Raw genomic sequence first — 24,735 nt, forward strand, 5'->3', positions numbered from 1 at the left:
CGGCTTTGCGGCGGGGCGATCAGAAGGTAGGGAGGCGGCATGTCGAAGCCTTTCACGATCACCACCGCCATCTCCTATCCCAATGGCCGCCCGCATATCGGCCACGCCTATGAAGTGATCGCCACCGACGCGATCGCCCGTTTCCAGCGGATGATGGGGCGCGACGTCTTCTTCCAGACCGGCACCGACGAACATGGCCTGAAAATGGCGCAGACGGCGCGGGCGAGGGGTATCGAACCGCGTGCGCTAGCGGATGAAATGGCGTCCTATTTCAGGGAGATGAACGACAGGCTGAACATCAGCTATGATCGCTTCATCCGTACCAGCGAGCCGGATCATCACCGCGCCAGTCAGGCGATCTGGCAGGCGATGGAGGCCAGCGGCGACCTCTATCTCGGCCGCTATGAAGGCTGGTATTCGGTCCGCGACGAAGCCTTTTACGACGAGAAAGAGATTGTCGAGGGGGAAGGGGGCGCAAAGCTCTCGCCGCAGGGCACGCCGGTCGAATGGACGGTGGAGGAAAGCTGGTTCTTCCGCCTGTCCGCCTATCAGGACCGTCTGCTGGCGCTTTATCGCGATCAGCCCGACTTCATCCAGCCCGAAAGCCGCCGCAACGAAATCCTGCGCTTCGTCGAAGGCGGGCTGTCCGACCTCAGCGTCTCGCGCACCAGCTTCGACTGGGGCGTCAAGGTTCCGGGCGCGGAGGGGCATGTCATGTATGTGTGGGTGGACGCGCTCACCAATTATCTGACCGGCTGCGGCTATCCCGACGACGCCGATCGCATGGCGCGCTACTGGGCGGAGGGCGGCGACATCACGCACATCATCGGCAAGGATATCGTGCGTTTTCATACCGTTTACTGGCCAGCCTTCCTGATGAGCGCGAAGCTGCCGCTGCCGCGCCGGGTGTTCGGCCATGGCTTCCTCCTCAACCGCGGCGAGAAAATGTCGAAGTCGGTCGGCAATGTCGCCGACCCGATGGCTCTGGCTGACACATTCGGCGTCGATCAGCTCCGCTATTTCCTGCTGTCCGAAGTCACCTTCGGCAATGACGGCAGCTACAGCGCGGAAGCCATCGTCCAGCGCTCGAACAGCGATCTTGGCAACGCATTCGGCAATCTCGCTCAGCGGACGTTGAGCTTCATCGCCAAGAATCTGGGCGGGCGGCTTCCGGCGATCAACAATCGGGCCGAGGCAGACGAAGAACTGCTCACGCTGATCGACCGCGCCGTGCGGATGGACATGCCCAAAGCCATGGACGAACTGGCCCCGTCCGTGGCCATCGACCACTGGCTGCGCGCCGCCTTCGCCTGCAACCAGTATATCGACGCGCAGGCACCATGGACCCTGCGCAAGACCGATCCCGAGCGGATGGAGGTGGTGCTGGCGACGCTCTATGTCGCCATCGCGCAACTCGCGGTCGCCATCCTGCCCGTCATTCCGGCGAGCGCCGCCGCCCTGCTCGACCATATGGGCGTGCCGGCGGACAAGCGCCGGTATGACGCCATCGGATCGAACTGGTATGATGACCTTGTCCAGAGCGGCTTCACCATCGAAGCGCCGAGGCCGCTCTTCCCGCGTCTGGAACTGCCCGACGCGCAGGAGGCGTGACGCCGTGCTGATCGACAGCCATTGCCACCTGAATTACAAAGGCTTGGTCGAGGATCAGGGCAACGTCCTGCAACGCGCGCGGGACCGGGGCGTGACGACGATGCTCAACATCGCCACCCGCGAAAGCGAGTGGGACGATGTGCTCGGCACCGCGATCCGCGCGCCGGACGTGTGGGCGACGGTCGGCATTCATCCCCACGAAGCCGACGAGCATCCCCATGTCGATACCGCCAAGCTGGTCGAACGGGCGGCGCATCCGCGTGTCGTCGGGATCGGCGAAACCGGCCTCGATTATTATTACGACCATAGCGACCGGGACCGTCAGCGGCGCAGCTTTCGCGCGCATATCGCCGCCTGCCGAGAGACCGGATTGCCGCTTATCGTCCACACCCGCGATGCCGAGAAGGACACGCTCGCCATCCTGCGCGAAGAGAGGGAGGAGGGGGCTTATGGCGGCGTCATCCACTGTTTCACCGCCAGCGGCGCCTTTGCCGATGCCGCGATGGATCTGGGCTTCTACATCAGCCTTTCGGGCATCGTGACCTTCAAAAGCGCGAAGGATCTTCAGGAGACGGCGAAGCGCCTGCCGCTCGACCGGCTGCTGATCGAAACGGACTCGCCCTTCCTCGCGCCCGTCCCGCATCGCGGCAAGCCGTGCGAGCCGGCCTATGTCGCCGATACCGCCCGCTTCCTCGCCGAACTGAGGGGGGAAAGCGTCGAGCGACTGGCCGAGGCGACTTCGGCCAACTTCCGCACGCTCTTTTCGAAGGTCGCATGAGCCTGACCGTCACGATCCTGGGGTGCGGCACCTCCTCGGGCGTGCCGCGCATCGGGAATGACTGGGGCGATTGCGATCCGAACGAGCCGAAGAACCGGCGCACGCGCGTGTCCATTCTGGTCGAGAGCGCGACGACGCGAATCCTCGTCGATACCTCGCCCGACATGCGGCAGCAGTTGCTGGCGGCGGACGTGATCGACATCGACGCGATCCTGTGGACGCATGACCATGCCGATCATTGCCATGGCATCGACGATGTGCGGCAGATATTCCATCGCCGCCGCGCCGCCGTGCCGGGTTATGGCCGGGCGAAAACCATGGAGCATCTGCGCGGCCGCTTCACCTACGCCTTCGAAGGCCGGGAGGGTTATCCGCCCACCATCGCGGCGCACGATCTGCCCGATGGGCTGCGGATCGGGGACATCATGGTCGCGTGCGTCGATATGCCGCATGGGCACATATATTCCACCGGCTTCCGCTTCAGCCACGGCGGCAGCCATGTCGGCTATGCCACGGATTTTCATGATATAACGCCGGACATGCTGGCGCTGTTCGACGGGCTTGATCTCTGGGTCGTGGACGCCCTGCGGGAAAAGCCGCACCCCACGCATCCGCATCTTGCCATGACGCTGGACGGGATCGCAGCGGCGGCCCCGAAGCGCGCGGTCCTGACGCATATGGATCAGAGCATGGATTATGCGACCCTTTGCAAGACCCTGCCGCCGGGCGTTGAACCGGGCTATGACGGGATGATAGTGACGGTTCCTTCGAACGAACGGGAGGCATGATGGGCGGCACGGATCAGGCGGCATCGACGATCTGGTATGTGCTGGCGATCATATTGGTGGCGTCGGCCCTGATCGGACGGCGCGTGGCCCTGGGCGGACTGGTGCGCATGGCATTGCTCTGGGTCGCGATCTTCGCGGCCTTGCTCGGCCTGTTCAGCTTCGGACAGCGGCAGGGCTATCTGACAGGCCGCTGGGGCGCGCAGAGCAGCGAGGTGGGAGAGCAGGATACGACGCCGGTCTTGCCCAAGGCCCGCGCGGAGGGAGAAACGCTGCGCATTCCGGTTGCGGCCGACGGGCATTATTGGGTCGAAGGCACCATCAATGGCACTCCGGCACGCTTCCTGATCGACAGCGGCGCGACGATCACGGCATTGTCGGAGGAAACCGCGCGGGCTGCCGGTCTCAACTATGATGTCGGGGAACCCGGCGTCGTCATGACCACAGCCAACGGTCAGGTCGAGGCCCGGCGGTCGAGCGTCGCGCGCCTGGCGTTCGGTCCGGTCGCGGCGAGCGATCTGCCGGTCGTGGTGTCACCGGCGTTCGGCAATATCAACGTGGTGGGCATGAACCTGTTGTCGAAGCTCAAAAGCTGGGGCGTGCAGAATGGCGAAATGGTGCTGACGCCATGATTTCTCCGGGGGATAAAGAGACAGCGATGTAGACAGCTAACGGAGTTTTCTGCATCTGAATTTTACATAATATATATTATCGAACAAAATATTCATTGCCCTCAATCTGCCCCTCTCGAAATCTGGACGCCTGAATGACCCAAGCCAGCCCCGCCGACATCATGCCGCTCGCACAGGTGATGGCGCGGCTGCGCGATCCCGCGACCGGCTGTCCGTGGGACATTGCGCAGGACTTCGCGTCAATCGCGCCATACACCATCGAAGAAGCCTATGAGGTCGCGGACGCAATCGAGCGCGGCGATATGGCGGCGCTGTGCGACGAGCTGGGCGACCTGCTGCTTCAGGTCGTGTTCCACAGCCGGATCGCCGAACAATCGGGCCGGTTCGCGCTTCAGGATGTGATCGACGGCATCACCGCCAAGATGATCCGCCGCCACCCGCATATCTTCTGTGAAGGCACGCCGCGCGAGGATGGGCACGCCCAGTGGGAAGCGATCAAGGCGGCCGAGCGGGCGGAAAAAGACCCGGACCCCAGCGCCCTTGCAGGTGTGGCGTCCGCCCTGCCCGCATTGCTGCGCGCGGAAAAGCTGCAGAAGCGGGCGGCGCGGACCGGCTTCGACTGGCCGGACACCGGCGGCGCGATCGCGAAGGTCGAGGAAGAGCTGGACGAAGTGCGCACGGCCCCCGATCAGGCAGCGCGAGAGGAAGAGGTCGGCGACCTCCTCTTCGCCGTGGTCAATCTCGCAAGGCATTTGAACGTCGATGCGGAAGTCGCTCTGCGATCGGCCAATTCCAAATTCGAGCGCCGGTTTCGTGCGATGGAGGATATGGCGGCGGGTGAATTTCCGGCGCTTCCGCTCGACGCTCAGGAGGCACTGTGGCAACGCGCCAAGGCGGCCGAAAAACTCCGTTGATCCGACCCGGTCAGGCGTGGCCGCGCTTATTGTAGCGGGCAAAAGCAGCGTCGGAGAGGCGCACCTCCACCCGGCTCTCTTCCCCCTCGACGGTCGATGACAGCACTTCGCCATGCTCATGCACCCAGGCGAGCGTCGCGCCGTCCGACACCGGGATGCGCAGGCCATAGACTTTCGCGCCCCGCGTCATGCGGTCGCTGATCGTGCGCTGGAGCATGTCCACCCCCTCGCCGGTCAGCGCCGAAAGAATGACCACATCGTCGCGCCGCGATGCCTGCTCCCGCGCCAGCGCTTCGGTGTCCGGATCGAGCAGGTCGAGCTTGTTCCATGCCTCGATGATCGGCGGCGGCTCCGGCTCCCCTTCCCCGCGATCCAGCGCGGCTTCGCCAGCGACGCCAAGCTCCCCCAGCACGTCGAGCACATCGTCGCGCTGCGCATCGCTGTCGGGGTGAGCGATGTCGCGGACATGCACGATGAGGTCCGCGGACAGCACTTCCTCCAGCGTGGCGCGGAAAGCGGCGATAAGCTGCGTCGGCAGGTCCGATACGAAGCCCACCGTGTCCGACAGGATCGCCTTGTCGAGACCGGGCAGCGTGATCTGCCGCATCGTCGGATCGAGAGTCGCGAACAGCAGATCTTCCGCCATGACGTCAGATCCCGTCATCCGGTTGAAAAGCGTGGACTTTCCCGCGTTGGTATAACCCACCAGCGCGATCACCGGCCATGGCGCGCGCTGCCGCCGGGCGCGGTGAAGGCCGCGGGTGCGCGTGACCTGATCCAGCTCGCGGCGGATCTTGGCCATGCGGTCGCGGATCATGCGGCGGTCCGCCTCGATCTGCGTTTCGCCGGGACCGCCGAGAAAGCCGAAGCCGCCGCGCTGCCGCTCGAGGTGCGTCCAGCTTCGCACCAGCCGCCCGGCCTGATAGTCGAGATGCGCCAGTTCCACCTGCAGCCGCCCTTCGTTGGTGGCGGCCCGCTCCCCGAAGATTTCGAGGATCAGCCCGGTGCGGTCGATGACCTTGGCCTCGCACGCCTTTTCCAGATTGCTCTGCTGGACCGGCGACAGGCTGTTGTCGACGATGACCAGTTCGGCTTCTTCCTGCCGCACCAGCGTCGCGATCTGGTCCACCTGCCCGCTGCCGAACAGAGTCGCGGGCTTGCGGTCGCGCACGCGGAAAGCCTGCGCCGCGCGCACGTCGATGCCGATGGCGAGCGCAAGACCGCGCGCTTCCTCCAACCGGGCGTCGCTGTCGCGGCGGTCGGCACCGTGGGTTTCGGCATGGACGACGACGGCGCGCGCGCCGCGCGCCACCTCGTCATCGGAATCGCGGTTGAAAATGGCCATATCGGCTCAACGCTCAGGCGCGCGCGCCGCTCCCCTGTCGGAAACGCGGCGCGCCGGGCCGGTCAATCGTCCTGCTCATTTTCGCCCGACAGATCGAGCGAATGCAGCGGCTGGACGGTGGAAATGGCGTGCTTGTAAACGAGCTGCACCATGCCGTCGCGTTCCAGCAGCATGCAGAACAAGTCGAACGCGGCGATTTCGCCCTGAAGCATGACGCCGTTCACGAGGAACATCGTCACCGGGCTGCCGGACTTGCGGACGGCGGACAGGAAGATTTCCTGAAGCAGCTTCGACTTGCCGTTGCCGTCGCTCGCCTTGCGCAGGTCGGTCAGGTCCATCGGCTGTGCAGGCATGACCGTGGAAATCGCATGCTTGTAGACAAGCTGCGACTGCCCGTCGCGGCGCAGCAGCACCGAAAAATTGTCGAACCAGGTGATGATGCCCTGCAATTTTACGCCCTTGACCAGGAACATGGTCACCGGCGTCTTGCTCTTGCGCAGGCTGTTGAGGAAAATATCCTGAAGATTGTTGTTCGTCTTGTCGGCCATGGTCGAAACCCGTCCTGTTCTTGGCGGGACGTTACCCGCTCTCGCGCCCTTAAGCAGGGCGTCTTGCCTGCCCCCGCGCACCGGGGACAGGGGGCTTCTACCGCAATTGCGAACAGGCGTCCATGGCCGACCGGGCGGCGCGGGAAATTTGCCCTCTAATCCTTGTCTTCGGTGATGCCGAGCAGCTTGAGCTTGCGATGCAGGGCGGAGCGTTCCATGCCGATGAAGGTCGCCGTGCGCGAGATATTGCCCGAAAAGCGGCGGATCTGGATGCGCAGATATTCGCGTTCGAAACTCTCCCGCGCCTCCCGCAGCGGCGCGCCCATGATGGCGGACTGGCCGATCCCCTCCCCGCCGCCGCCGCTCGTCAGTTCGGCGGGCAGCATGTCCAGCTCGATCCGCGCGATCCGGTCGCCCGGCGCGAGGATCATCGTGCGCTCGATCACGTTGCGAAGCTGGCGCACATTACCCGGCCATTCATTCGCCTGAAGCGCGGCCATGGCGTCGCTCGCGATTTCGGGCGGCGGCACGCGGCGGTCGGCGGCGAAGCGGGCGAGATAATGTTCCACCAGCGGCGGAATATCGTCGCGCCGTTCCGACAGCGGCGGGATCGACAGCGGCACCACATTCAGACGGTAGAACAGGTCTTCGCGGAAGCGGCGTTCCTCGATCTCCTGCGCCAGATTGAGCGCGGTGGAGGAAATGACGCGCACGTCGACCTTCACCTGCCGCTGGCCGCCCACGCGGGTAAAGCTCTGGTCGGTGAGGACACGCAGGATCTTGCCCTGCGTCGTCAGCGGCATGTCGGCAATCTCGTCGAGATAGAGCGTGCCGCCGTGCGACTGTTCCAGGAAGCCGGGCCGCACGAGGCCGCTCGGATCTTCGACGCCGAACAGCTCCTCCTCGACCCGGTCAGGGTCCATGCGCGCGGCGGCGACGATGATGAAGGGCGAATCCGCCCGCCCGCTCCAGCTATGGAGCATGCGCGCGGCGACTTCCTTGCCGACGCCCGCCGGTCCGGAAATGAGGACACGGCTGCCCGTCCCCGCCACTTTCTTGATTGTGGCGCGGACGCCGTTGATCGAGGCGGAGGTGCCCGTCAGTTCGTCATCCTGCCCGAAACGGGCACGCAGCACCTGATTTTCGCGCCGCAGGCGCTCCGTTTCGGTGGCGCGGGCGACGAGGTGGATCAGCCGGTCGGCCTCGAACGGCTTTTCGATGAAGTCCGCCGCGCCCTTGCGGATCGCGGCGACCGCCGTGTCGATATTGCCATGGCCCGAAATCATGAGCACAGGGATGGTCGGGTCGCGCCGCTTGATCTCGTCTAGCAGGTCCAGCCCGTCCATCCGCGACCCCTGCAACCAGACGTCGAGCAGCACCAACGAAGGCCGCCGCGCGTCGAGCGCGTCGATCGCGCTGTCGCTGTTCGCGGCGGTGCGGGTCGAAAAGCCTTCATCCTCCAGCACACCCGCGACCAGATCGCGAATATCCTCTTCATCGTCGACTATCAGAATATCAAGCGCCATTGGCCGTCACTTTTCCCTTGGGCAAGGCAATCACCTGCCCTTCTTCCAGTTTGTCGAGCGCGCCCGCGGCAAAGCGCAGCGTCACGCATGCTCCCCCTCCCTCCGCATCGTCGAAGCGGATTTCCCCCTGATGCTCCTCGACGATCTTCTTGACGATGGCGAGGCCCAGACCCGTCCCCTTGGACCGCGTGGTCATATAGGGTTCGAGTATCCGGTCGCGCTCGGGCGGCAGGCCGACACCATCGTCGCGCACGGTGATGACGATGTCGTCGTCGCGTTGCTCCAGCCGCATCTGCACCCTGCCGCGCGGCTGGCCCTCTTCATTTTGTGGTTTAGGTTCAATCGCTTCCACCGCATTCTTGACGATGTTGGTGAGCGCCTGACCCAATTGCCGGCGGTCGCACACCATTTCCAGATCCGGGTCTTCCGCCTCGTAACTGAAGCGGATGTCGGGATGCGCGACCTCGTGCAGAAACAGCGCGTGGCGGGCGATGTCGCCGATCGCCTCGCGCCGGAACACGGGCTTGGGCATGCGCGCGAAGGAGGAGAATTCGTCCACGATCCGGCGCAGGTCGCCCACCTGCCGCACGATGGTGCCGGTCAGGCGCGTGAAGGTCGCCTTGTCATTCGTCACTTCGTCGGCATAGCGGCGCTGGAGCCGTTCGGCGGCAAGCTGGATCGGGGTAAGCGGATTCTTGATCTCATGCGCGATCCGGCGGGCGACGTCGGACCATGCGGCGCGGCGCTGGTCGGAAAGCTGCTGCGTGATGTCGTCGAAGGTCAGGATATGGCCCGACACATCGCGGGTCAGCGTGACCGCGAGCGTGCGCAGGTCGCCATGGGCGCGCACCTGAACGATCCCCGCCTCCTCGTCCGACGCCACGAATTCGGCGAGTTCGGGCGACAGTTGCGCCAGCGGCTTGCCCAGCGGATCGTCATTTTCCTCGACCAATATGGCGGCGGCGGACTTGTTCAGCAGCAGGATCACGCCGCTCAGGTCCACCGACAGCACACCCGCGCTGACGCCCGAAAGAATCGCCTCGATGAAGGCGCGGCGTTCGTCGAGCTGGCTGTTGGCGGCGACCAGCGCGCCCGTCTGGGCCTCCAGCCGCTGCGTCATCCGGTTGAAGGCGGACGCCAGCGTACCGATCTCGTCACGGGCCTGCGGACTGGTGACGCGGGCGGACAGGTCGCCAGCGGTGATGCGCCGGGCGGCGGTCACCAACTCGTTCACCGGCCGCACCATCCAGTCGGCCACGGCCAGCGCGATATAGACCGCGATCCCCACCAGCAGCAGCGATCCGACGAACAGGAACACGTTGAACCGCAATTGCAGCGCACGCGATTGCGCCGCGAACTGGTCGTAATCGGCGATGACCTTCTGCGCACGGCCGACATTGGAGAAGGATGTCGTGATCGCGTTGCGCGTGGCGTAGAGATAGACCTTGGAATTGGGGTAGAGCAGCGTCACCGCCTCGACCTGATTGGGCCGCACCCGCACGACGATATTCTCGCCCCTGGCGAGCCGGTCCACCGCATCCTGCCACAGCATCTCGCGCGCGGGGCGATTTTCGGGATCGACCGTGGCGGCGGTGCGGGCGATGCCGTCCTTGCCGACCTCGATGATGGCCGACCGGTTCAGCTTCCGCGTCACGACCTGATAGATATAGCCTTCTGCGAAGCGCGGACTGGAAACCGGCGATTCGCGCAGATAGTTGCGCAGATCGTCCGCCATGGTGACGGTTTCGTCGCTCACCTCGCGCAGATTCTGCTCATAATAGCCGCGCGCCAGATCGCTGGCGTTCTGCAACATGCCGCGCGCGCCGTCCGAAAACCAGAACTGCACGCCATACTGGAACAGCAGCGACGCGAAGATCACGACCAGCAGCATCGGCACGCTGGCGACGATGGAAAAGATCGCGACGAGGCGGACGTGGAGCTGCCCGTCGCTGCCGATGGCGGATTGCGCTGCGCGCCGCTTGGCCACGCGCCGGCCCAGCAGCACCAGCAGCGCGATGGCCGGCACCAGATTGGCGACCAGCAGCAGCGCGACGATGGGCGGCGTCAGCAGGCTGTAGGAATCGACGTTGCCCGACAGCAGATAGTAAGTCAGCCCCGCCATGCCGAGGAACAGGGCAAGCGTCAGCGCCTCAACCAGCGCCGCAAGCCTCTTCTGGCGCAGGAGCAGGCGCAGCCGTCGCTGCCATGCCGTCGCCCGACGCGGGAGGTTGCTCGCACTCATCGTGGCTTTGTTACAACAACCCCGTGCCCGCTCAAACACACTATTTCATTCTGGCGACGGCGCTGGTCGAATTGAGGCTGCAATTCATCCTCAATCCTGGCGCTTCAGTCCGCCACGCGCAGCGAAAGCGGGTCGAGGCCATAGTCGGTCAGCTTCTTGCGCAGCGTGTTGCGGTTGATCCCCAATATCGCGGCGGCCCGGATCTGGTTGCCATCGACGCTCGCCAGCACCTCATGCAGCAGCACCGGTTCGACCAGCGCCAGCAGATCGTCGTGCAGCGTCCGGTTGGGCTGACCCAGGCCGATGCCCAGTTGCCGCTTGGCCCAGTCGCGGATCGCGTGCGCCAGATGACCGTCAGGCGCGGCGAAATCCGCCGGCACCGCATCAAGCGGCAGCAGGTGGCGGAGCATGTCCGCGTTGATGACATTCTCACGGGTGAGAACCGATAACCGCTGCATCATATTTTGCAGCTCGCGGACATTGCCGGGCCAGTGCCACGCCATCAGCAGTTGGGCGGCGTCGTCGGACAGCGTCTTGCGCGGCAACCCTTCCTGCGCGGCCCGCTCCAGGAAATGCCGGGCCAGCAGGATCACGTCCTCGCGCCGCTCACGCAGCGGCGGCAGCGCGATGGGTACGACATTGAGGCGGTAGTAGAGATCCTGCCGGAAACGGCCATCCTCCACCAGCGTAGGCAGATCCTTGTTCGTCGCCGCGATGATGCGGACATTGACGCGCACCGGCTTGGAGCCGCCCACGGTCGTCACCTCGCCCGACTGGAGCACGCGCAGCAGCCGCGTCTGCGCCTCCATCGGCATGTCCCCGATCTCGTCGAGGAACAGCGTGCCCCCCTGCGCCTGTTCGAACTTGCCGGCGGTGCGGGCATGGGCGCCGGTGAAGGCGCCCTTCTCATAACCGAATAGCTCCGCCTCGATCAGCTCGCGCGGGATGGCAGCCATGTTGATCGCGACGAAGGGCTTGGTGCGGCGCTGACCGAGGCTGTGAATCGCTTCGGCCACCAGTTCCTTGCCCGTGCCCGATTCGCCCAGCACGAGGATGGACAGGTCGTTGGACAGCACGCGCGCGATGGTGCGGTAAACCTCCTGCATCGCAGGCGACCGCCCGACCAGCGGCAGGCCGTCATGCGGCAGGCCCGCTTCGCTCGCGATTTCGCTTTCGCGCGCGCCGATGGCGTCGGACACCGCACGGGTCAGCTCGTTGAGGTCGAAGGGCTTGGGCAGATATTCGAACGCGCCCTTTTCCGTCGCGCGGATTGCGGTGTTGAGCGTGTTCTGCGCCGACAGGATGATGACGTTGAGGTCGGGGCGCGCCGCCAATATGTCGGCCACGCCGTCCAGCCCGTCGCCATCGGGCAGCATCACATCGGTGATGAGCACGTCGGGCGCGAAGCTGTCCATCAATGCGGCGCGCTCGCGGATGGAAGCGGCGGTCTTCACCTTGTGCCCCTGCCGCCGCAGCGCTTCGCCCACGACCACGCAGATCGCCGGATCGTCGTCCACCACCAGAACCGCGCCGGTTGCGGGCATCAGGCCATCCCCATCGGCAGCAGGATGCGGAAACAGGATTCGCCCGCCTCCCTATCCCGCGAATATTGGACGAAACCGTTCATGTCGCGCACCAGCTTGTCGACCAGCGCGAGGCCCAGCCCCTGCCCGTCGCGCTTGGCCGTGATGAAAGGATTGAACAGGTGGTCGAGAATATGTTCCGGCACGCCGGGGCCATTGTCGATCACCAGTATTTCGATGGGCAGCACCGCGCTGCCCTTGCCATCGCCGACCATGACGGACACGCCGTGGCGAAAGGCGGTCTCGACCCGGATGCGGGGCTTCGGAACATGCTCCAGCGCTTCTGCAGCGTTTTTGAGCAGATTTATCATCACCTGCACCAGCGCATCGTCATTGATGTTTGCCGATGGCAGGGATGGGTCATATCGCTTTGTAATACGGACATTTCTTGCAAACCCCGCCGCGGCGATGCCCGCCGCCCGGTCGATCAGCGGATAGATGTTGCCGGGCTGGCATTCGAGCGTCCGGTCGGTCGTGAAATCCTGCATCCGGTCGATCAGCGCGGCGATACGGTCCACCTCGTTGCAGATAAGCTGGGTGAGCGCGCTGTCCTGCCCATTGTGGCTGGACTCGAGCAACTGCGCCGCGCCGCGAATCCCCGACAGCGGGTTCTTGATCTCGTGGGCGAGGATCGCCGCTGCGCCCATGGCGGACCGCGCGCCGCCGGACGATCCGCGATGACCGATCTTGCGCGCCTGGCTCTGCGCGTGAAGCGACACGACGCGCCAGCCATCATGATCGACGATGGGCGCGATCATCAGGTCCAGCTCCATTTCGGCGGTACGCCCGGCATGAACCTTGATGTCGTAGGCGGCCACCGCCTTGTTGCTGTGCCAGATGTCGAAGCGCGCGCCCGCTTCGGCGATACGGATGGTCCGCGCCACATCGCTGCCGATGATGGCGGACCGCGCCATGTTCAGCAGCGTTTCGGCGCGGACATTGGCGTCGGCGATGCTGTTGTCCGGCCGCACCACCAGCGTGGCGACGGGCAGCGCAGTCATCTGCTCGGCGAGCGACGGCCCTTCCTGATCGGGTCGAAGGCCGGGCATGGACGCCAGCAAGGCGTTCACGCCGCCCGGCGAAGTTCGGCCGCGTCCGCGCCGCTGGCGATCAGCGGTTCGTAAAAGCGCGCCAGCATGTCGAGCACGCGCGCCGCTTCCGGCTCCTGATTGACACTGTTGCGGAACTCCGCCGATCCGGGCAGCCCCTTGGTATACCAGCCGATATGCTTGCGCGCCATGTTGACGCCGGTGTGCCTGTCATAATGATCGAGCATCGCGTGATAATGTTCTACGATCACACGATATTGTTCATCAAGGCTGGGGTCCGGGATGGACGTGCCATCGGTCAGCCACGCCATCACCTGCCCGATCAGCCACGGGCGGCCATAGGCGCCCCGCCCGATCATCACGCCATCCGCGCCGCTCTGGTCGAGCGCGGTTTCCGCGTCCGCGATGGAACAGATGTCGCCATTCACGATGACGGGCAGCTTCACCGCATCCTTGACCTTGTGCACGAAGGCCCAGTCGGCGGACCCTTTGTACATCTGGCACCGGGTGCGGCCATGCACGGTGATGAGCTTCGCGCCCAAATCCTCGGCGATATGGGCGAGTTCGGGCGCATTGAGGCTGCCATGGTCCCAACCCATCCGCATCTTGACCGTGACCGGCACGTCCACCGCTTCCACCGTCGCCTTGATGAGCGAAGCGGCGAGCGGCAGGTCGCGCATCAGCGCGCTGCCCGCGTCGCCGTTCACCACTTTCTTGACCGGACAGCCCATGTTGATGTCGATGATCGCCGCCCCGCGATCCGCGTTCAGTTTCGCAGCCTCCGCCATTTCGGTCGGCGAGCAGCCCGCAAGCTGCATCGAAACCGGCTCCTCCAGCGGATGCCAGGCCGCCTTCTGCAAAGACTGGCGCGTTTCCCGGATCATCGCGGCGGACGCGATCATCTCCGTCACGTTGAGACCGGAGCCATAGCGGCGCACCAGCGTGCGGAACGGCATGTCGGTCACGCCCGTCATGGGCGCGAGCGCCACGGGTATGTCGATGGTCACGGGACCGATGGAGATGGGAGCAAGGGTGCGCATGGTCTGAACGGATGATCTGCCAAAAAAGCAGGCAGCCCTTAGCGGAAATCGCCGGTGGCGGCAAGCGAGCGCCGCGCCCTCTTCCGGTCCGGCATGGGAGCGGCTATGCGCCCCGTCATGACAGTTCCTCCCAGCACCGTCGCCCTCATCGTCGCAGCGGGACAAGGCAACCGTGCGGGCGGAGACGTGCCCAAGCAGTTCCGCATGATCGCGGGCAAGGCGGTGATCGCCCACGCGTTCGATGCTCTCGCGGCGCATGAAGACGTGGACGCTATCCATATCGTTCTGGGCGACGGGCAGGAAAGGGCCGCCCGCGCCCTGCTGGGCGATCGCCGGGTCGCATCCTTCATCACGGGCGCGGACAGCCGGCGCGGATCGGTGCGGGCCGGACTGGAAAGCATCGCGGCATCTGGCGGCGCGGAAACCGTGCTGATCCACGACGCGGCCCGGCCTTTCCTGCCCGCCGCCGTGGTGGACCGCCTGGTGCAAGCGCTGGAGCATGCGGATGGCGCCATCCCCACCCTCCCCGTCGCCGACACGCTGGTGCGGGGGGCGGACGGCCATATGGCGGACCCGGTGGATCGGGCGGCGCTGCACCGGGTGCAGACCCCGCAGGCCTTCCGCTTCGCGACGATCCTCGCCGCGCATCGCGCATGGAACGAGGCGGAAGAAGCGACCGACGACGCGCAGATTCTGCGCCGCTGCGGTCATGACGTCATTTTGGTGCAAGGCGATGAAAGGCTGGCGAAATTGACCTTCCCGGAGGATTTTGCACGCGCGGATCAGGCTCTGGCGCGGACGACGCGCGTCGGCATGGGCTATGACGTTCACCGGCTCGCCCCCGACGAGGAGCTATGGCTGGGCGGCGTCCTCGTCCCCTATGACCGGGGGCTTGCCGGGCACAGCGACGCGGACGTGGCGCTGCATGCCATCGTCGATGCGATTCTCGGCGCGCTGGCCGAAGGCGACATCGGCAGCCATTTCCCGCCCAGCGACGCGCAGTGGCGCGGCGCGGCGTCGGACAGGTTCCTCGCCTACGCCCGCGATCGGGTGGCGGCACGCGGCGGCGCGATCGGGCATGTCGACCTCACCATCATCTGCGAAGCGCCGAAGATCGGGCCGCATCGCGACGCCATGCGCACCCGCATCGCGGAGATACTGGCGGTTCCGCTCGACCGGATCAGCGTGAAGGCGACCACGACCGAGCGGCTGGGCTTTGCCGGCCGAGGCGAAGGCATCGCGGCGCAGGCGGTTGCCACCCTCACCCTCCCCGCGCTATCCTGAAGCCATGCCCGATACCGTCCTTCCCGCCGATCTCGTCTCCCTTGCCGAAAGGGTGGTGATCGCCAACCGCCGCGCGGGCCGCACCGTGGCGGTCGCGGAAAGCTGCACCGGTGGTCTGGTGTCGGCAGCCCTCACCGAAATCGCCGGGTCATCCGACGTGTTCGAGGCGGGTTTCATTACCTATTCCAACGATATGAAGACCGAACTTCTGAAGGTGTCGCAGGACGTTCTGGAAACCTTCGGCGCCGTGTCCATCGCTACCGCCTGGGCCATGGCGCAGGGTGCGCTCAACAAAAGCCACGCGCATGTCGCAGTCGCGATCACCGGGATCGCGGGGCCGGGCGGCGGGTCGGAAAACAAGCCCGTCGGAACGGTCGTCTTCGCCCGCGCCGAACGCGGCGCCAGCCCCGACAAGATCGTCGCCGACATGCGCCATTTCGAGGATAACGGCCGGGGCGGCGTGCGCCTTCAGGCGGCGTTGTGCGCGCTGGAACTGCTGCTGCCCGACGCGCCGTAAAGCTGCGCGGCGCGCGTTTCGAACGCGCCGATCATCTTGCGCAGCGCCTTGTCGAAAAACTGCCCCGCCAGCATTTCGAAGATGCGGTTCTTGAATTCGAACTCGACCTCGAAATCGACGAGCACCCCGCCCTCCCCGTCGTCGCGGAACGCCCATTCGTTGTGCAGATGCTTGAGCGGCCCGTCGAGATAATCGACGCGGACATGAGCGGGCCTTTCCTTGACGACCCGCGACGTGAAACTCTCGCGCACGCCCTTGAAGCCCACGATCATGTCGGCGACCATTTCGGTGTCGCTGTTCGACCGGATGCGGATCGCGCTGACCCACGGCAGGAACTGCGGATAGGCGCCGACATCGGCGACCAGGTCGAACATCTGCTCCGGCGTATAGGGCAGGCGCCGGGTTTCATTATGCCTTGGCACCGACGATCAGACCTTCGCCGCAGCCCTTGCAAGCTGCGCTTCCCGCGCCGCCCTCATTTCGGCGAAGTCCTTGCCCGCATGATAGCTTGAGCGCGTAAGCGGGCTTGACGCGACCTGAAGGAAGCCCTTCGCCCGCGCGATGCCGGCATAGGCATTGAAGGCGGCGGGCGTCACGAACTCCATTACCTTCGCGTGCTTGGGCGTGGGCTGGAGATACTGGCCCATGGTGAGGAAGTCGATGTCGGCCGAGCGCATGTCGTCCATCACCTGATGGACCTCCAGCCGCTCCTCGCCCAGCCCCAGCATGATGCCTGACTTGGTGAAGATCGACGGGTCGAGCTTCTTCACCGTCTCCAGCAGGCGCAGCGAGGCATAATAGCGCGCGCCGGGACGAATGGTGGGATAGAGGCGTGGCACGGTTTCGAGATTGTGGTTATACACGTCCGGACGCGCCGCGACGATCTTCTCGACCGCGCGCTCATGCTTGTTGCGGAAATCGGGCGTCAGGATTTCGATGGTGGTGCCCGGAGTCGTCCGGCGCAGCGCCTCGATCACCTTGACGAACTGCGACGCGCCGCCGTCGGGCAGGTCGTCGCGATCGACCGAAGTGATGACGATATGCTCCAGCCCCATTTCGGCAGCCGCATCCGCCAGATTCTGCGGCTCATTGGGATCGACCTTGCGCGGCATGCCGGTCTTGACGTTGCAGAAGGCGCAGGCGCGCGTGCAAACATCGCCCAGAATCATGACCGTCGCGTGCTTCTTGGTCCAGCACTCGCCGATATTGGGGCAGGCCGCTTCCTCGCACACGGTGGCGAGACCCTTTTCGCGCATCAGCTTGCGCGTCTCGTGATAACCGGGACTGGTCGGCGCCTTGACGCGAATCCAGTCGGGCTTGCGGACGCGCTCCTGCCTGGCGGGAACGGAAAGCGGGCTGATGTCGTTCATGGCCCCCAGATAGCGATCCGGAGCGGCTCTTGCCAGTCCGGAGTTGATGGGGCAGAGCGACCGACCATGACAGACTTTACCGATATGCTGGCGGGCTACCGCCGCTTCCGTGAAACCGGCTGGGCGCAGCAGCGCGAACGCTGGGATGAACTCAACGAAGGGCAAAGCCCGCGCGTCATGGTGATCGCCTGTTCCGACAGCCGCGTCGACCCGTCTCAGATCTTCGACACCAGCCCCGGCGAAATCTTCGTGGTGCGCAACGTCGCCGCGCTCGTGCCGCCGTTCGAAACGACTCCGGGCCTGCACGGCGTGTCGGCGGCGCTCGAATTTGCGGTTCAGGTGCTGAAAGTCGGCGAGATCGTGGTGATGGGCCACGGCAAGTGCGGCGGCTGCAAGGCGGCGCTCAGCCATGACCTGAAAGACGCGCCTCCGGGCGAAGGCGGCTTCGTCCACAACTGGATCAGCCTGCTCGATCCGGCGCGCGAGATCGTGATCGGCGAATATGGTGACGACCGCAGCCGCAACGCGGAACGGGCGATGGAGCAGGAAGGCGTCAAGGTCAGCCTCGCTAACCTGCGCACCTTCCCCTGCGTGAAGCAGAAGGAGAAGGCGGGCGAACTGAAGCTCGTCGGCAGCTTCTTCGCCATTTCGGACGGCCAGTTGCATATTCTCGACGAGGCAGGCGGGACATTCTCGCCCGCCTGATTCCCTTGTTCATGGAGACGGCCCGATGGCGACACGACAGGAAGGCCGCGGCAATATTGCCCTGCTGATCGACGCGGACAATGCGTCGGCGGCGCATTTCGACCCGGTGATGACCGTGCTGGCGGAGCTGGGCACGGTCAATATCCGGCGCGCCTATGGCAACTGGAGCAAGACGACGCTCAAGACCTGGGCGGCGCTCTCCGTCGCGCAGGCGATCGAGCCGCAGCAGCAGTTCGACCTTACCAAGGGCAAGAACGCCACCGACATGAAAATGACCATCGACGCGATGGACCTGCTCAGCAGCGGGCGCGTCGACGGGTTCGGCCTCATGTCCAGCGACAGCGATTTCACGCCGCTCGTCACGCGGCTGCGGCAGGACGGCATTCCCGTCTACGGCTTCGGCACCGCCAACACGCCCGAAGGATTTCGCCGCGCCTGCACCCGCTTCATCGACGTGGCGGCGCTGAAGCCCGCAGACGTGCCCGTCGCGAAGAAAGCCGCGCCCACCCGCGCGAAGGCGCCCGCCGCTGCGAAAGCGGAAACGCCTGCCGCCCCGCAGCCCGCGCCCGCCGCACCGGCCAAGAGCGTCGATCCCGAAGTCGTCCGTCTTCTGATCGACGCCTATGACGAGGCGAAGCGCGACGAGCGCGGCTTCGTCGCGCTGGGACCGGTCGGCCAGCGCGTCGGCAACCGGTCGAGCTTCGACGTGCGCAACTATGGGTTCAAGCGCCTGTCCGACCTCGTCGCCGCCATTCCCAACTTTATCACCGAAGTGCGCGAGGGCGGCCAGACGTGGATCAAGCGGGTCCGCTGATCTCCGCCTGCCAACCGATGATGGCATAAAAAAAGGCCGATCCATGAGGGACCGGCCGGAAGTTTTTAGGAGAGGATGCCTGAAAGGCCTCTCCGATATGCTGTGGTAGCGTCACCATCGCAAGTGCGAAACAAACCTTCGCAGTTGCAAAGATTGCAACCGGAAGTCGCCTCGTAAATTCACGAAGCACTAGGTTAAAATTGCGCGCAGCAACCACAGTCCTAAAAGAAGGGCGACGGCGGGAATCAATAACTGTAGTAAGCAACCACCCGCAGCGCACCCTCCTTGAAGTGCGCCTTCAACGACCGTGCCCTCACCGCTCATCTTGACAAAAATCGCGCCGAGAATGGCGCCGACAAGAATAACACCAATAACGATGTCCATGATGATCCCCCGCTGAAACGGCAGATCACATAGATTATTTCATCTTGTCAATTTCTTGTAGGCAAGCCGCGTCGGGCGGTCCGCCGCATCGCCCAGACGGCGGCGCTTGTCTTCCTCATACATTTCGAAATTGCCTTCGAACCATTCGACATGGCTGTCGCCTTCGAAGGCGAGGATGTGCGTGGCCAGCCGGTCGAGGAAGAAGCGGTCGTGGCTGATGACCACGGCGCAGCCCGCGAAATTCTCGATGGCTTCTTCCAGCGCCGCCAGCGTTTCGACGTCGAGGTCGTTGGTCGGTTCGTCGAGCAGCAGGACGTTGCCGCCCTTTTTCAGCATCTTGGCGATGTGGACGCGGTTGCGTTCGCCGCCCGACAGCTTGCCGACATTCTTCTGCTGGTCCTGCCCCTTGAAGTTGAACGCGCCGACATAGGCCCGCGTCGACATGTCGTGGCCGTTGACTTTGACGTAATCGAGGCCGTCCGAAACCTCCTCCCAGACATTCTTCGACGCGTCGAGATGATCGCGGCTCTGGTCGACATAGCCCAGACGCACGGTCGAACCGATGTCGATCTCGCCCGAATCGGGCTGTTCCTGCCCCGTGATGAGCTTGAACAGCGTCGATTTACCCGCGCCGTTCGGCCCGATCACGCCGACGATGCCGCCGGGCGGCAGCATGAAGGACAGGTTTTCGAACAGCAGCTTGTCGCCATAGGCCTTGCTGATGTTCTTCGCCTCGATCACCTTGCCGCCGAGGCGCTCGGGCACCTGAATGACGATCTGCGCCTTGCCCGGCGTACGGTTTTCCTGGGATGCGACCAACTGCTCGAACTTGGCGATACGCGCCTTGGACTTGGTCTGGCGGCCCTTCGGTCCCTGCCTGATCCACTCCAGCTCGTCCTTGATCGCCTTCTGCCGCCCCGATTCCTCGCGGGCTTCCTGATCGAGACGCTGGGACTTCTTTTCCAGATAGGTGGAATAATTGCCCTCGTAAGGGAAATATTTCCCCCGATCGAGTTCCAGAATCCAGCCCACCACATTGTCGAGGAAATAGCGGTCGTGGGTAATCATCAGCACCGCGCCCGCATATTCCTTGAGGTGGTTTTCCAGCCAGGTGACGCTTTCGGCGTCCAGATGGTTGGTCGGTTCGTCGAGCAGCAGGATGTCGGGCTTCTGGATCAGCAGGCGCGTGAGCGCGATGCGGCGCTTTTCACCGCCCGACAGATTGTCGACCGCCCAGTCCGAAGGGGGGCAGCGCAGCGCTTCCATCGCGATTTCAAGCTGGTTGTCGAGCGTCCACCCGTCGGCTGCGTCGATCGCTTCCTGTAATGTGCCCATCTCCTCCATCAGCGCGTCGAAATCCGCATCCTCCGGCGGATCGGCCATAATCATGCTGATCTCGTTGAAGCGGTCCAGCTTGTCCGCCATCTCCCGCGCGCCGTCCTTGACGTTTTCCAGCACGGTCTTGGTCGGGTCGAGCTGCGGCTCCTGCGGCAGATAGCCGACGGTGATATTCTCGCCCGGCCATGCTTCGCCGGTGAAATCGGTGTCGATGCCGCCCATGATCTTCATGAGCGTCGACTTGCCCGCGCCGTTGGGACCGACGATGCCGATCTTCGCCCCGCGATAGAATTGCAGGTTGATGTTGGAGAGCACCGGCTTCTGCGCGCCGGGAAAGCTCTTGGTCATGTTCTTCATGACATAGGCATATTGCGATGAGGCGGACATGGTTCGCGCAAGGCTCCAGGAAGGAAGAGAGAAAGGATTTGGGCGGGAGTTAGCGAAGGGCAAGCGCATTGGCAAATGGCGACGCGCCGGTTAAGCCTTGGCCCATGCACAAAATCCGATCAGGCCCGCGCGCCGTCCTGCTCCTCGGCAGCCTCCTCGCCTCCTCCCCGGCCCTCGCCGACGCCGCCGACAGCGCGGCGATTCGGGAAGCAGCGCTGAAGGACGACGTCGCATGGTCCTTCACCGAAGGGCTTACGACCGAAGTCGGCCCCCGCCCCGCCGGCACCCCACAGGAAGCACGGGGGCGCGAATGGGCCGTCGCGCGGCTGAAGGCGCTCGGCTTTTCCAACGTCCGCGCCGAACCCTACACCATGCCCGTGTGGCTGCGCGGGCGCGAAGACGCGCGCATCGTCTCCCCCTTCCCGCAAAATCTCGTGCTGGCGGCGCTGGGCAACAGCGGGTCGACGGGTGAGAAGGGGGTCGAGGGCGAAGTCGTCTACTTCCCCAGCCTTGCCGATCTGGAGGCTGCGCCCGACGCCGCGCTCAAGGGCAAGATCGCCTTCGTCGACCATGGCATGAGCGCGACGCAGGACGGGTCGTCCTACGGCTATTTCGGCGCGGCGCGGCGGCAGGGGCCGAGCATCGCCTCGAAAAAGGGCGCCATCGCCATCCTCATCCGCTCGGTCGGCACGGATCATCACCGCGTGCCCCATACCGGCGTGCAGATGTGGGCCGATGGCGTGGAGCCGATCCCCGCCGCCGCGCTTTCGGTTCCCGACGCCGAGCAGCTTGCCCGCATCGCAAAGCGCGGCCAGCCGGTCCGGGTCCATCTGACGCTCCTGTCGAAGATGCTGAAGGACCAGCCCTCCGGCAACGTCATCGCCGAAATTCCCGGCAGCGATCCGGCCGCGGGCGTGGTCGTGGCCGCCTGTCATCTCGATAGCTGGGATCAGGGCACGGGCGCGATAGACGACGCCGCCGGGTGCGGCATCGCGGTGGCTTCCGCGCTTCAGGTCGCAAAAGCCGGAACGCCGCGCCGGACCATCCGCATATTGATGGCGGGCGCGGAGGAAGTCGGCGGCGATGGATCGCGCGCTTACTTCAAGGCCCATGGCGCTGAAAAGCACGCCCTCGCCATCGAATCGGATTTCGGCGCGGACCGGGTCTGGCGCGTCGATTTCAAGCTGCCCAAGGGCCATGGCGCTCTGGCGACGCGGATCAAACAGGGTCTGGCGCCGCTCGGCGTCGGTTCGGGCGAACAGGTTGCGGGCGGCGGCGCGGACATCGCCCCGCTGGTGCAGGCCGGGGTTCCGGTCATCGACCTTCAGCAGGACGGAACGCGCTATTTCGACCTGCATCACACGCCCGACGATACGCTGGACAAGATCGACCCTGTGCAGCTCCGGCAGAATGTTGCGGCCTGGGCGGTGACGCTGAACCTTGTCGCCAATGCTTCAGAAACATTGTCCGCTAACTGAACTTTTGAGGTAGACAACATTCCGTCGCGTGATTCTGCCGCTTCACCGACGCAGAAAAGCATTGATTTGTGCATCGCACACGTTAATGCCGGTCGCTCGCGTAGGGCCACTTATGGACGTGCCAGACGCGGCATAATGCTATGGGAGCCGTACACAATGAAGAAGATCGCTGTTGTTTTCGCTTCGGCCAGCCTGATGGCTCTCGCCGCTTGCGGTGAGAAGCCGGCCAACGAAACCGCGAATGCTTCGAACGCCGTTGTCGAAAACGTCGTTGAGAACGCCACCAACGCTGCGGACAACGCCGCTAACGCTGCCGACGCTGCCGCCAACTCGGCGAACGTCGCTGCGAACGCTGCGAACGCGATGTAATCTTCGCGTAAGCAAGATTTTCGTGGAGGGCGGGCCGTGCATGCGGTCCGCCCTTTTCGTTTGCCCGCAAGCCGGAACACTTCGCGCCCCGTCGGCGCTTTTTCGCGGAAACGCGATTGACGGATCGAGCGCCGGACCGCTAAGGCCGCGCGGCGCGGGGAGTAGCGCAGTCTGGTAGCGCGCCTGCTTTGGGAGCAGGATGTCGCAGGTTCGAATCCTGTCTCCCCGACCACCCTTCCCTCCCACAACCCATCATTGCGGCGCAGATGCGCCTGTCGGGAAACCCGATCGAGACCGGTCAAGGGAAAGGGATGAGGTGGGAGGCTTCTGTTGCCCGGTGCCTCCCGAACCGCTGAATTCCCTTCTGTTGCCCGGTGGGTTCAACCGCGCTATTTTAGAGTAATGTCAGGCCGTGAGGCCATCAATTACGCTGCAATGGCGAGTGCTTCGTTATCGTTGGCACTTGTGAGTTTTGCACAGTTTAACGGCTTACACGGGCCGGGTAAAAGCATCGCCTTTCAACACACGTCGATCCTAGTTCGGCCCCGTCAGAAAGCCCCTTGCAAGGCCTTTGTGGTGGAGCCGCCGGGTACTGCCCCCGGGTCCGCTGCGCCTATTGCACGACACGATTTATCACCATAGCCGGGCGAACCCGGCAGTCCCCATATGGCCCCGCCCGCACACTTTTACAAGCCGTCGCCGGAGCCGCCGCCATAGCGGCGCGTTAAAGGCGCCATGCCCCGGCTCAAGGTTTTCCGCACGCCCATCGGCTTTCACGACGCCTATGTCGCCGCGCCCAGCCGCAAGCCGCGCTCGAAGCATGGGGTGCGGAGGCCGACCTGTTCGCGCGCGGCGCGGCGGAACAGGTGACGGACGAAGCCCTGATGCAGGAGCCGCTCGCTCGGCCCGGCGATGTCATCAGGCGCCCGCGCGGCACGGCGGAGGATCATCTCGCCGCCAGCGCCCCCGCCCCCCGGCGCGCCAGGGCCGGACGCAAAAGGGCCGCCGCAAAGCCGCCGCCTCGTCCCAGCCGCGCCGCCCTCAGCGCCGCCGAGGATGAACGCGACGCCCGCCGCCGGACGCTCGACGAAGAGGTCGCGACTCTCGAAGCCGAACGCGCCAGCCTCGACCGCAGGATCGCCAGCATGCGCGCGGCGGCCCGGCGCAGCGTCGAAACACTCGACCGAAAGGTGGAAGGGCAGCGCACAGCCTACGAAAAAGCGCTCCAAAAATGGCGCGAGGGATGAAACCAATATTGATTTTATCGTCACCCCGGACTTGATCCGGGGTCCAGCTACATCTTTGCGCCAGACGCCTGCGCGGCAGGGAAAAGTGAAAAGCGGGACACTGGATCAAGCCCGGTATGACGAAGCCGGGACAAAAACGCCCTTTTCGCTCCGCCCTTCCCCCAGCGCCCCTCCCGCGCTACAGCGCTTTCCCATGATCCTCGTCATCGACAATTATGACAGCTTCACCTGGAACCTCGTCCATTATCTGATGGAGCTGGGCGCAAAGGTCGAAGTCGTCCGCAACGACGCCATTTCAGCGGGTCAGGCGCTGTCCACCGGAGCCAAGGCCTTCCTGCTTTCGCCCGGCCCCTGCACCCCCAACGAAGCGGGCGTCAGCCTCGACCTCGTGGCCGCGTGCGCCGATGCGGGCGCGCCGCTGCTCGGCGTGTGCCTCGGCCATCAGGCGATCGGCCAGCATTTCGGCGGCAAGGTGGTGCGCGGCGGCCTGATGCATGGCAAGACGTCGCCCGTGACGCATGACGGCACCGGCCTTTTCGCCGGGCTGCCCTCCCCCTTCACCGCGACCCGCTATCATTCGCTGATCGTGGAGGACATTCCGGACGCGCTGGTCGTCAACGCCACCAGCGAGGACGGATCGGTCATGGCCTTCCGCCACGCGAGCCTCCCCATCCATTCGGTGCAGTTCCACCCGGAAAGCATCGCCACCGAATATGGGCATGAGATGCTGGCCAATTTCATGACCCTCGCGGGCCTTCCGGTGCGGACGCGCGAAGCGGCCTGATCCTG

Annotated in this window: 25 protein-coding genes, 1 tRNA gene and 1 other RNA gene; 15 read left to right on the plus strand and 12 right to left on the minus strand. The window is 64.8% G+C overall.

Annotated features, from left to right (window positions below; all coding sequences use genetic code 11):
- Positions 1–39: 39 nt before the first annotated feature.
- The 5 genes from metG to mazG all read left to right on the plus strand — a co-directional run bounded on the left by metG (position 40) and on the right by mazG (position 4,720).
- Complete coding sequence (gene metG, locus SAMIE_RS07335; RefSeq protein ID WP_066696981.1) at positions 40–1,611, plus strand: methionine--tRNA ligase; 1,572 nt, start codon at positions 40–42, stop codon at positions 1,609–1,611.
- 4 nt (positions 1,612–1,615) lie between these two features.
- Positions 1,616–2,389, plus strand: a complete 774-nt coding sequence (locus SAMIE_RS07340) for a TatD family hydrolase (protein WP_066696984.1) — start codon at positions 1,616–1,618, stop codon at positions 2,387–2,389.
- The gene (locus tag SAMIE_RS07345) at positions 2,386–3,177 is read left to right on the plus strand and encodes an MBL fold metallo-hydrolase (RefSeq protein ID WP_066696987.1); all 792 of its coding nucleotides are present in this window, start codon (positions 2,386–2,388) and stop codon (positions 3,175–3,177) included. The genes SAMIE_RS07340 and SAMIE_RS07345 overlap by 4 nt, the downstream gene beginning before the upstream one ends.
- Positions 3,177–3,806 carry a retropepsin-like aspartic protease family protein gene (locus tag SAMIE_RS07350; RefSeq protein ID WP_066697634.1) on the plus strand — a complete coding sequence of 210 codons (630 nt, stop codon included), beginning with the start codon at positions 3,177–3,179 and terminating at the stop codon, positions 3,804–3,806. The genes SAMIE_RS07345 and SAMIE_RS07350 overlap by 1 nt, the downstream gene beginning before the upstream one ends.
- 134 nt (positions 3,807–3,940) lie before the next feature.
- Positions 3,941–4,720, plus strand: coding sequence for a nucleoside triphosphate pyrophosphohydrolase (gene mazG, locus SAMIE_RS07355; protein ID WP_066696989.1), 780 nt, complete (start codon positions 3,941–3,943; stop codon positions 4,718–4,720).
- Positions 4,721–4,730: 10 nt separating this feature from the next.
- Here mazG and hflX read toward each other — a convergent pair whose 3' ends face one another.
- From hflX to dusB, 7 genes are all read right to left on the minus strand, one after another.
- Positions 4,731–6,065, minus strand: coding sequence for a GTPase HflX (gene hflX / locus SAMIE_RS07360; protein ID WP_066696991.1), 1,335 nt, complete (start codon positions 6,063–6,065; stop codon positions 4,731–4,733).
- A 62-nt stretch (positions 6,066–6,127) separates the two neighbouring features.
- Positions 6,128–6,670, minus strand: a complete 543-nt coding sequence (gene hfq, locus SAMIE_RS07365; RefSeq protein ID WP_267886501.1) for an RNA chaperone Hfq — start codon at positions 6,668–6,670, stop codon at positions 6,128–6,130.
- Positions 6,671–6,768: 98 nt separating this feature from the next.
- Positions 6,769–8,139, minus strand: a complete 1,371-nt coding sequence (gene ntrX, locus SAMIE_RS07370) for a nitrogen assimilation response regulator NtrX (protein ID WP_066696995.1) — start codon at positions 8,137–8,139, stop codon at positions 6,769–6,771.
- The gene (locus SAMIE_RS07375; RefSeq protein ID WP_066696997.1) at positions 8,129–10,381 is read right to left on the minus strand and encodes a sensor histidine kinase; all 2,253 of its coding nucleotides are present in this window, start codon (positions 10,379–10,381) and stop codon (positions 8,129–8,131) included. The genes ntrX and SAMIE_RS07375 overlap by 11 nt, the downstream gene beginning before the upstream one ends.
- A gap of 104 nt (positions 10,382–10,485) precedes the next feature.
- Entirely contained in the window at positions 10,486–11,925 is a 1,440-nt protein-coding gene (gene ntrC, locus SAMIE_RS07380) for a nitrogen regulation protein NR(I) (protein WP_066697002.1), read from the minus strand.
- Positions 11,925–13,013, minus strand: coding sequence for a two-component system sensor histidine kinase NtrB (locus tag SAMIE_RS07385; RefSeq protein ID WP_066697003.1), 1,089 nt, complete (start codon positions 13,011–13,013; stop codon positions 11,925–11,927). The genes ntrC and SAMIE_RS07385 overlap by 1 nt, the downstream gene beginning before the upstream one ends.
- Positions 13,014–13,030: 17 nt before the next feature.
- Positions 13,031–14,053: a tRNA dihydrouridine synthase DusB gene (gene dusB / locus SAMIE_RS07390; protein ID WP_066697005.1), complete on the minus strand. Its 1,023-nt coding sequence runs from the start codon at positions 14,051–14,053 to the stop codon at positions 13,031–13,033.
- 105 nt (positions 14,054–14,158) lie between these two features.
- Between dusB and SAMIE_RS07395 the strand changes: the two genes are divergently transcribed.
- Entirely contained in the window at positions 14,159–15,337 is a 1,179-nt protein-coding gene (locus SAMIE_RS07395; RefSeq protein WP_066697009.1) for a bifunctional 2-C-methyl-D-erythritol 4-phosphate cytidylyltransferase/2-C-methyl-D-erythritol 2,4-cyclodiphosphate synthase, read from the plus strand.
- Between the two features lie 4 nt (positions 15,338–15,341).
- Complete coding sequence (locus SAMIE_RS07400) at positions 15,342–15,854, plus strand: CinA family protein (protein ID WP_066697012.1); 513 nt, start codon at positions 15,342–15,344, stop codon at positions 15,852–15,854.
- On the opposite strand, the gene SAMIE_RS07405 is transcribed toward SAMIE_RS07400, so the two are convergent.
- Both SAMIE_RS07405 and lipA read right to left on the minus strand, forming a co-directional pair.
- Positions 15,806–16,276 (minus strand): type II toxin-antitoxin system RatA family toxin, encoded by a 471-nt coding sequence (locus SAMIE_RS07405; RefSeq protein ID WP_066697023.1) that lies wholly within the window; start codon positions 16,274–16,276, stop codon positions 15,806–15,808. The genes SAMIE_RS07400 and SAMIE_RS07405 overlap by 49 nt on opposite strands.
- 6 nt (positions 16,277–16,282) lie before the next feature.
- A complete protein-coding gene (gene lipA / locus SAMIE_RS07410; RefSeq protein ID WP_066697025.1) occupies positions 16,283–17,224 on the minus strand; it encodes a lipoyl synthase in 942 nt (313 codons plus the stop codon).
- Between the two features lie 66 nt (positions 17,225–17,290).
- Here lipA and SAMIE_RS07415 point away from each other — a divergent pair, with 66 nt between their 5' ends.
- Positions 17,291–17,929 carry a carbonic anhydrase gene (locus SAMIE_RS07415; protein ID WP_066697027.1) on the plus strand — a complete coding sequence of 213 codons (639 nt, stop codon included), beginning with the start codon at positions 17,291–17,293 and terminating at the stop codon, positions 17,927–17,929.
- A 25-nt stretch (positions 17,930–17,954) separates the two neighbouring features.
- Positions 17,955–18,743 (plus strand): NYN domain-containing protein, encoded by a 789-nt coding sequence (locus SAMIE_RS07420; protein WP_066697029.1) that lies wholly within the window; start codon positions 17,955–17,957, stop codon positions 18,741–18,743.
- 189 nt (positions 18,744–18,932) lie between these two features.
- Here the strand turns inward: SAMIE_RS07420 and SAMIE_RS07425 are convergent, their stop codons facing one another.
- Together SAMIE_RS07425 and ettA are read right to left on the minus strand one after the other, a co-directional pair.
- The gene (locus tag SAMIE_RS07425) at positions 18,933–19,127 is read right to left on the minus strand and encodes a hypothetical protein (RefSeq protein ID WP_126516768.1); all 195 of its coding nucleotides are present in this window, start codon (positions 19,125–19,127) and stop codon (positions 18,933–18,935) included.
- A gap of 39 nt (positions 19,128–19,166) precedes the next feature.
- Positions 19,167–20,852, minus strand: a complete 1,686-nt coding sequence (gene ettA, locus SAMIE_RS07430) for an energy-dependent translational throttle protein EttA (RefSeq protein WP_066697039.1) — start codon at positions 20,850–20,852, stop codon at positions 19,167–19,169.
- Positions 20,853–20,956: 104 nt separating this feature from the next.
- On the opposite strand from ettA, the gene SAMIE_RS07435 reads away from it, so the two are divergent.
- The 3 genes from SAMIE_RS07435 to SAMIE_RS07445 all read left to right on the plus strand — a co-directional run bounded on the left by SAMIE_RS07435 (position 20,957) and on the right by SAMIE_RS07445 (position 22,931).
- Positions 20,957–22,330 (plus strand): M28 family peptidase, encoded by a 1,374-nt coding sequence (locus SAMIE_RS07435; protein ID WP_066697042.1) that lies wholly within the window; start codon positions 20,957–20,959, stop codon positions 22,328–22,330.
- A 156-nt stretch (positions 22,331–22,486) separates the two neighbouring features.
- The gene (locus SAMIE_RS07440) at positions 22,487–22,699 is read left to right on the plus strand and encodes a hypothetical protein (RefSeq protein ID WP_066697044.1); all 213 of its coding nucleotides are present in this window, start codon (positions 22,487–22,489) and stop codon (positions 22,697–22,699) included.
- 155 nt (positions 22,700–22,854) lie between these two features.
- Positions 22,855–22,931: transfer RNA gene (locus SAMIE_RS07445), tRNA-Pro, on the plus strand.
- 121 nt (positions 22,932–23,052) lie between these two features.
- Here SAMIE_RS07445 and ssrA read toward each other — a convergent pair.
- Positions 23,053–23,395: a transfer-messenger RNA gene (gene ssrA / locus SAMIE_RS07450) on the minus strand.
- Between the two features lie 39 nt (positions 23,396–23,434).
- Between ssrA and SAMIE_RS24110 the strand changes: the two genes are divergently transcribed.
- The 3 genes from SAMIE_RS24110 to SAMIE_RS07460 all read left to right on the plus strand — a co-directional run bounded on the left by SAMIE_RS24110 (position 23,435) and on the right by SAMIE_RS07460 (position 24,730).
- The gene (locus tag SAMIE_RS24110; protein ID WP_408641258.1) at positions 23,435–23,569 is read left to right on the plus strand and encodes a hypothetical protein; all 135 of its coding nucleotides are present in this window, start codon (positions 23,435–23,437) and stop codon (positions 23,567–23,569) included.
- Positions 23,566–23,946: a hypothetical protein gene (locus tag SAMIE_RS07455; protein ID WP_408641259.1), complete on the plus strand. Its 381-nt coding sequence runs from the start codon at positions 23,566–23,568 to the stop codon at positions 23,944–23,946. Before SAMIE_RS24110 ends, SAMIE_RS07455 begins: the two co-directional genes overlap by 4 nt.
- A 193-nt stretch (positions 23,947–24,139) precedes the next feature.
- On the plus strand, positions 24,140–24,730 hold the full coding sequence (locus SAMIE_RS07460) for an anthranilate synthase component II (protein WP_066697053.1): 591 nt from the start codon (positions 24,140–24,142) through the stop codon (positions 24,728–24,730).
- Positions 24,731–24,735 lie beyond the last annotated feature (5 nt).

The sequence above is a fragment of the Sphingobium amiense genome (genome assembly GCF_003967075.1).
GTDB lineage: Bacteria > Pseudomonadota > Alphaproteobacteria > Sphingomonadales > Sphingomonadaceae > Sphingobium > Sphingobium amiense.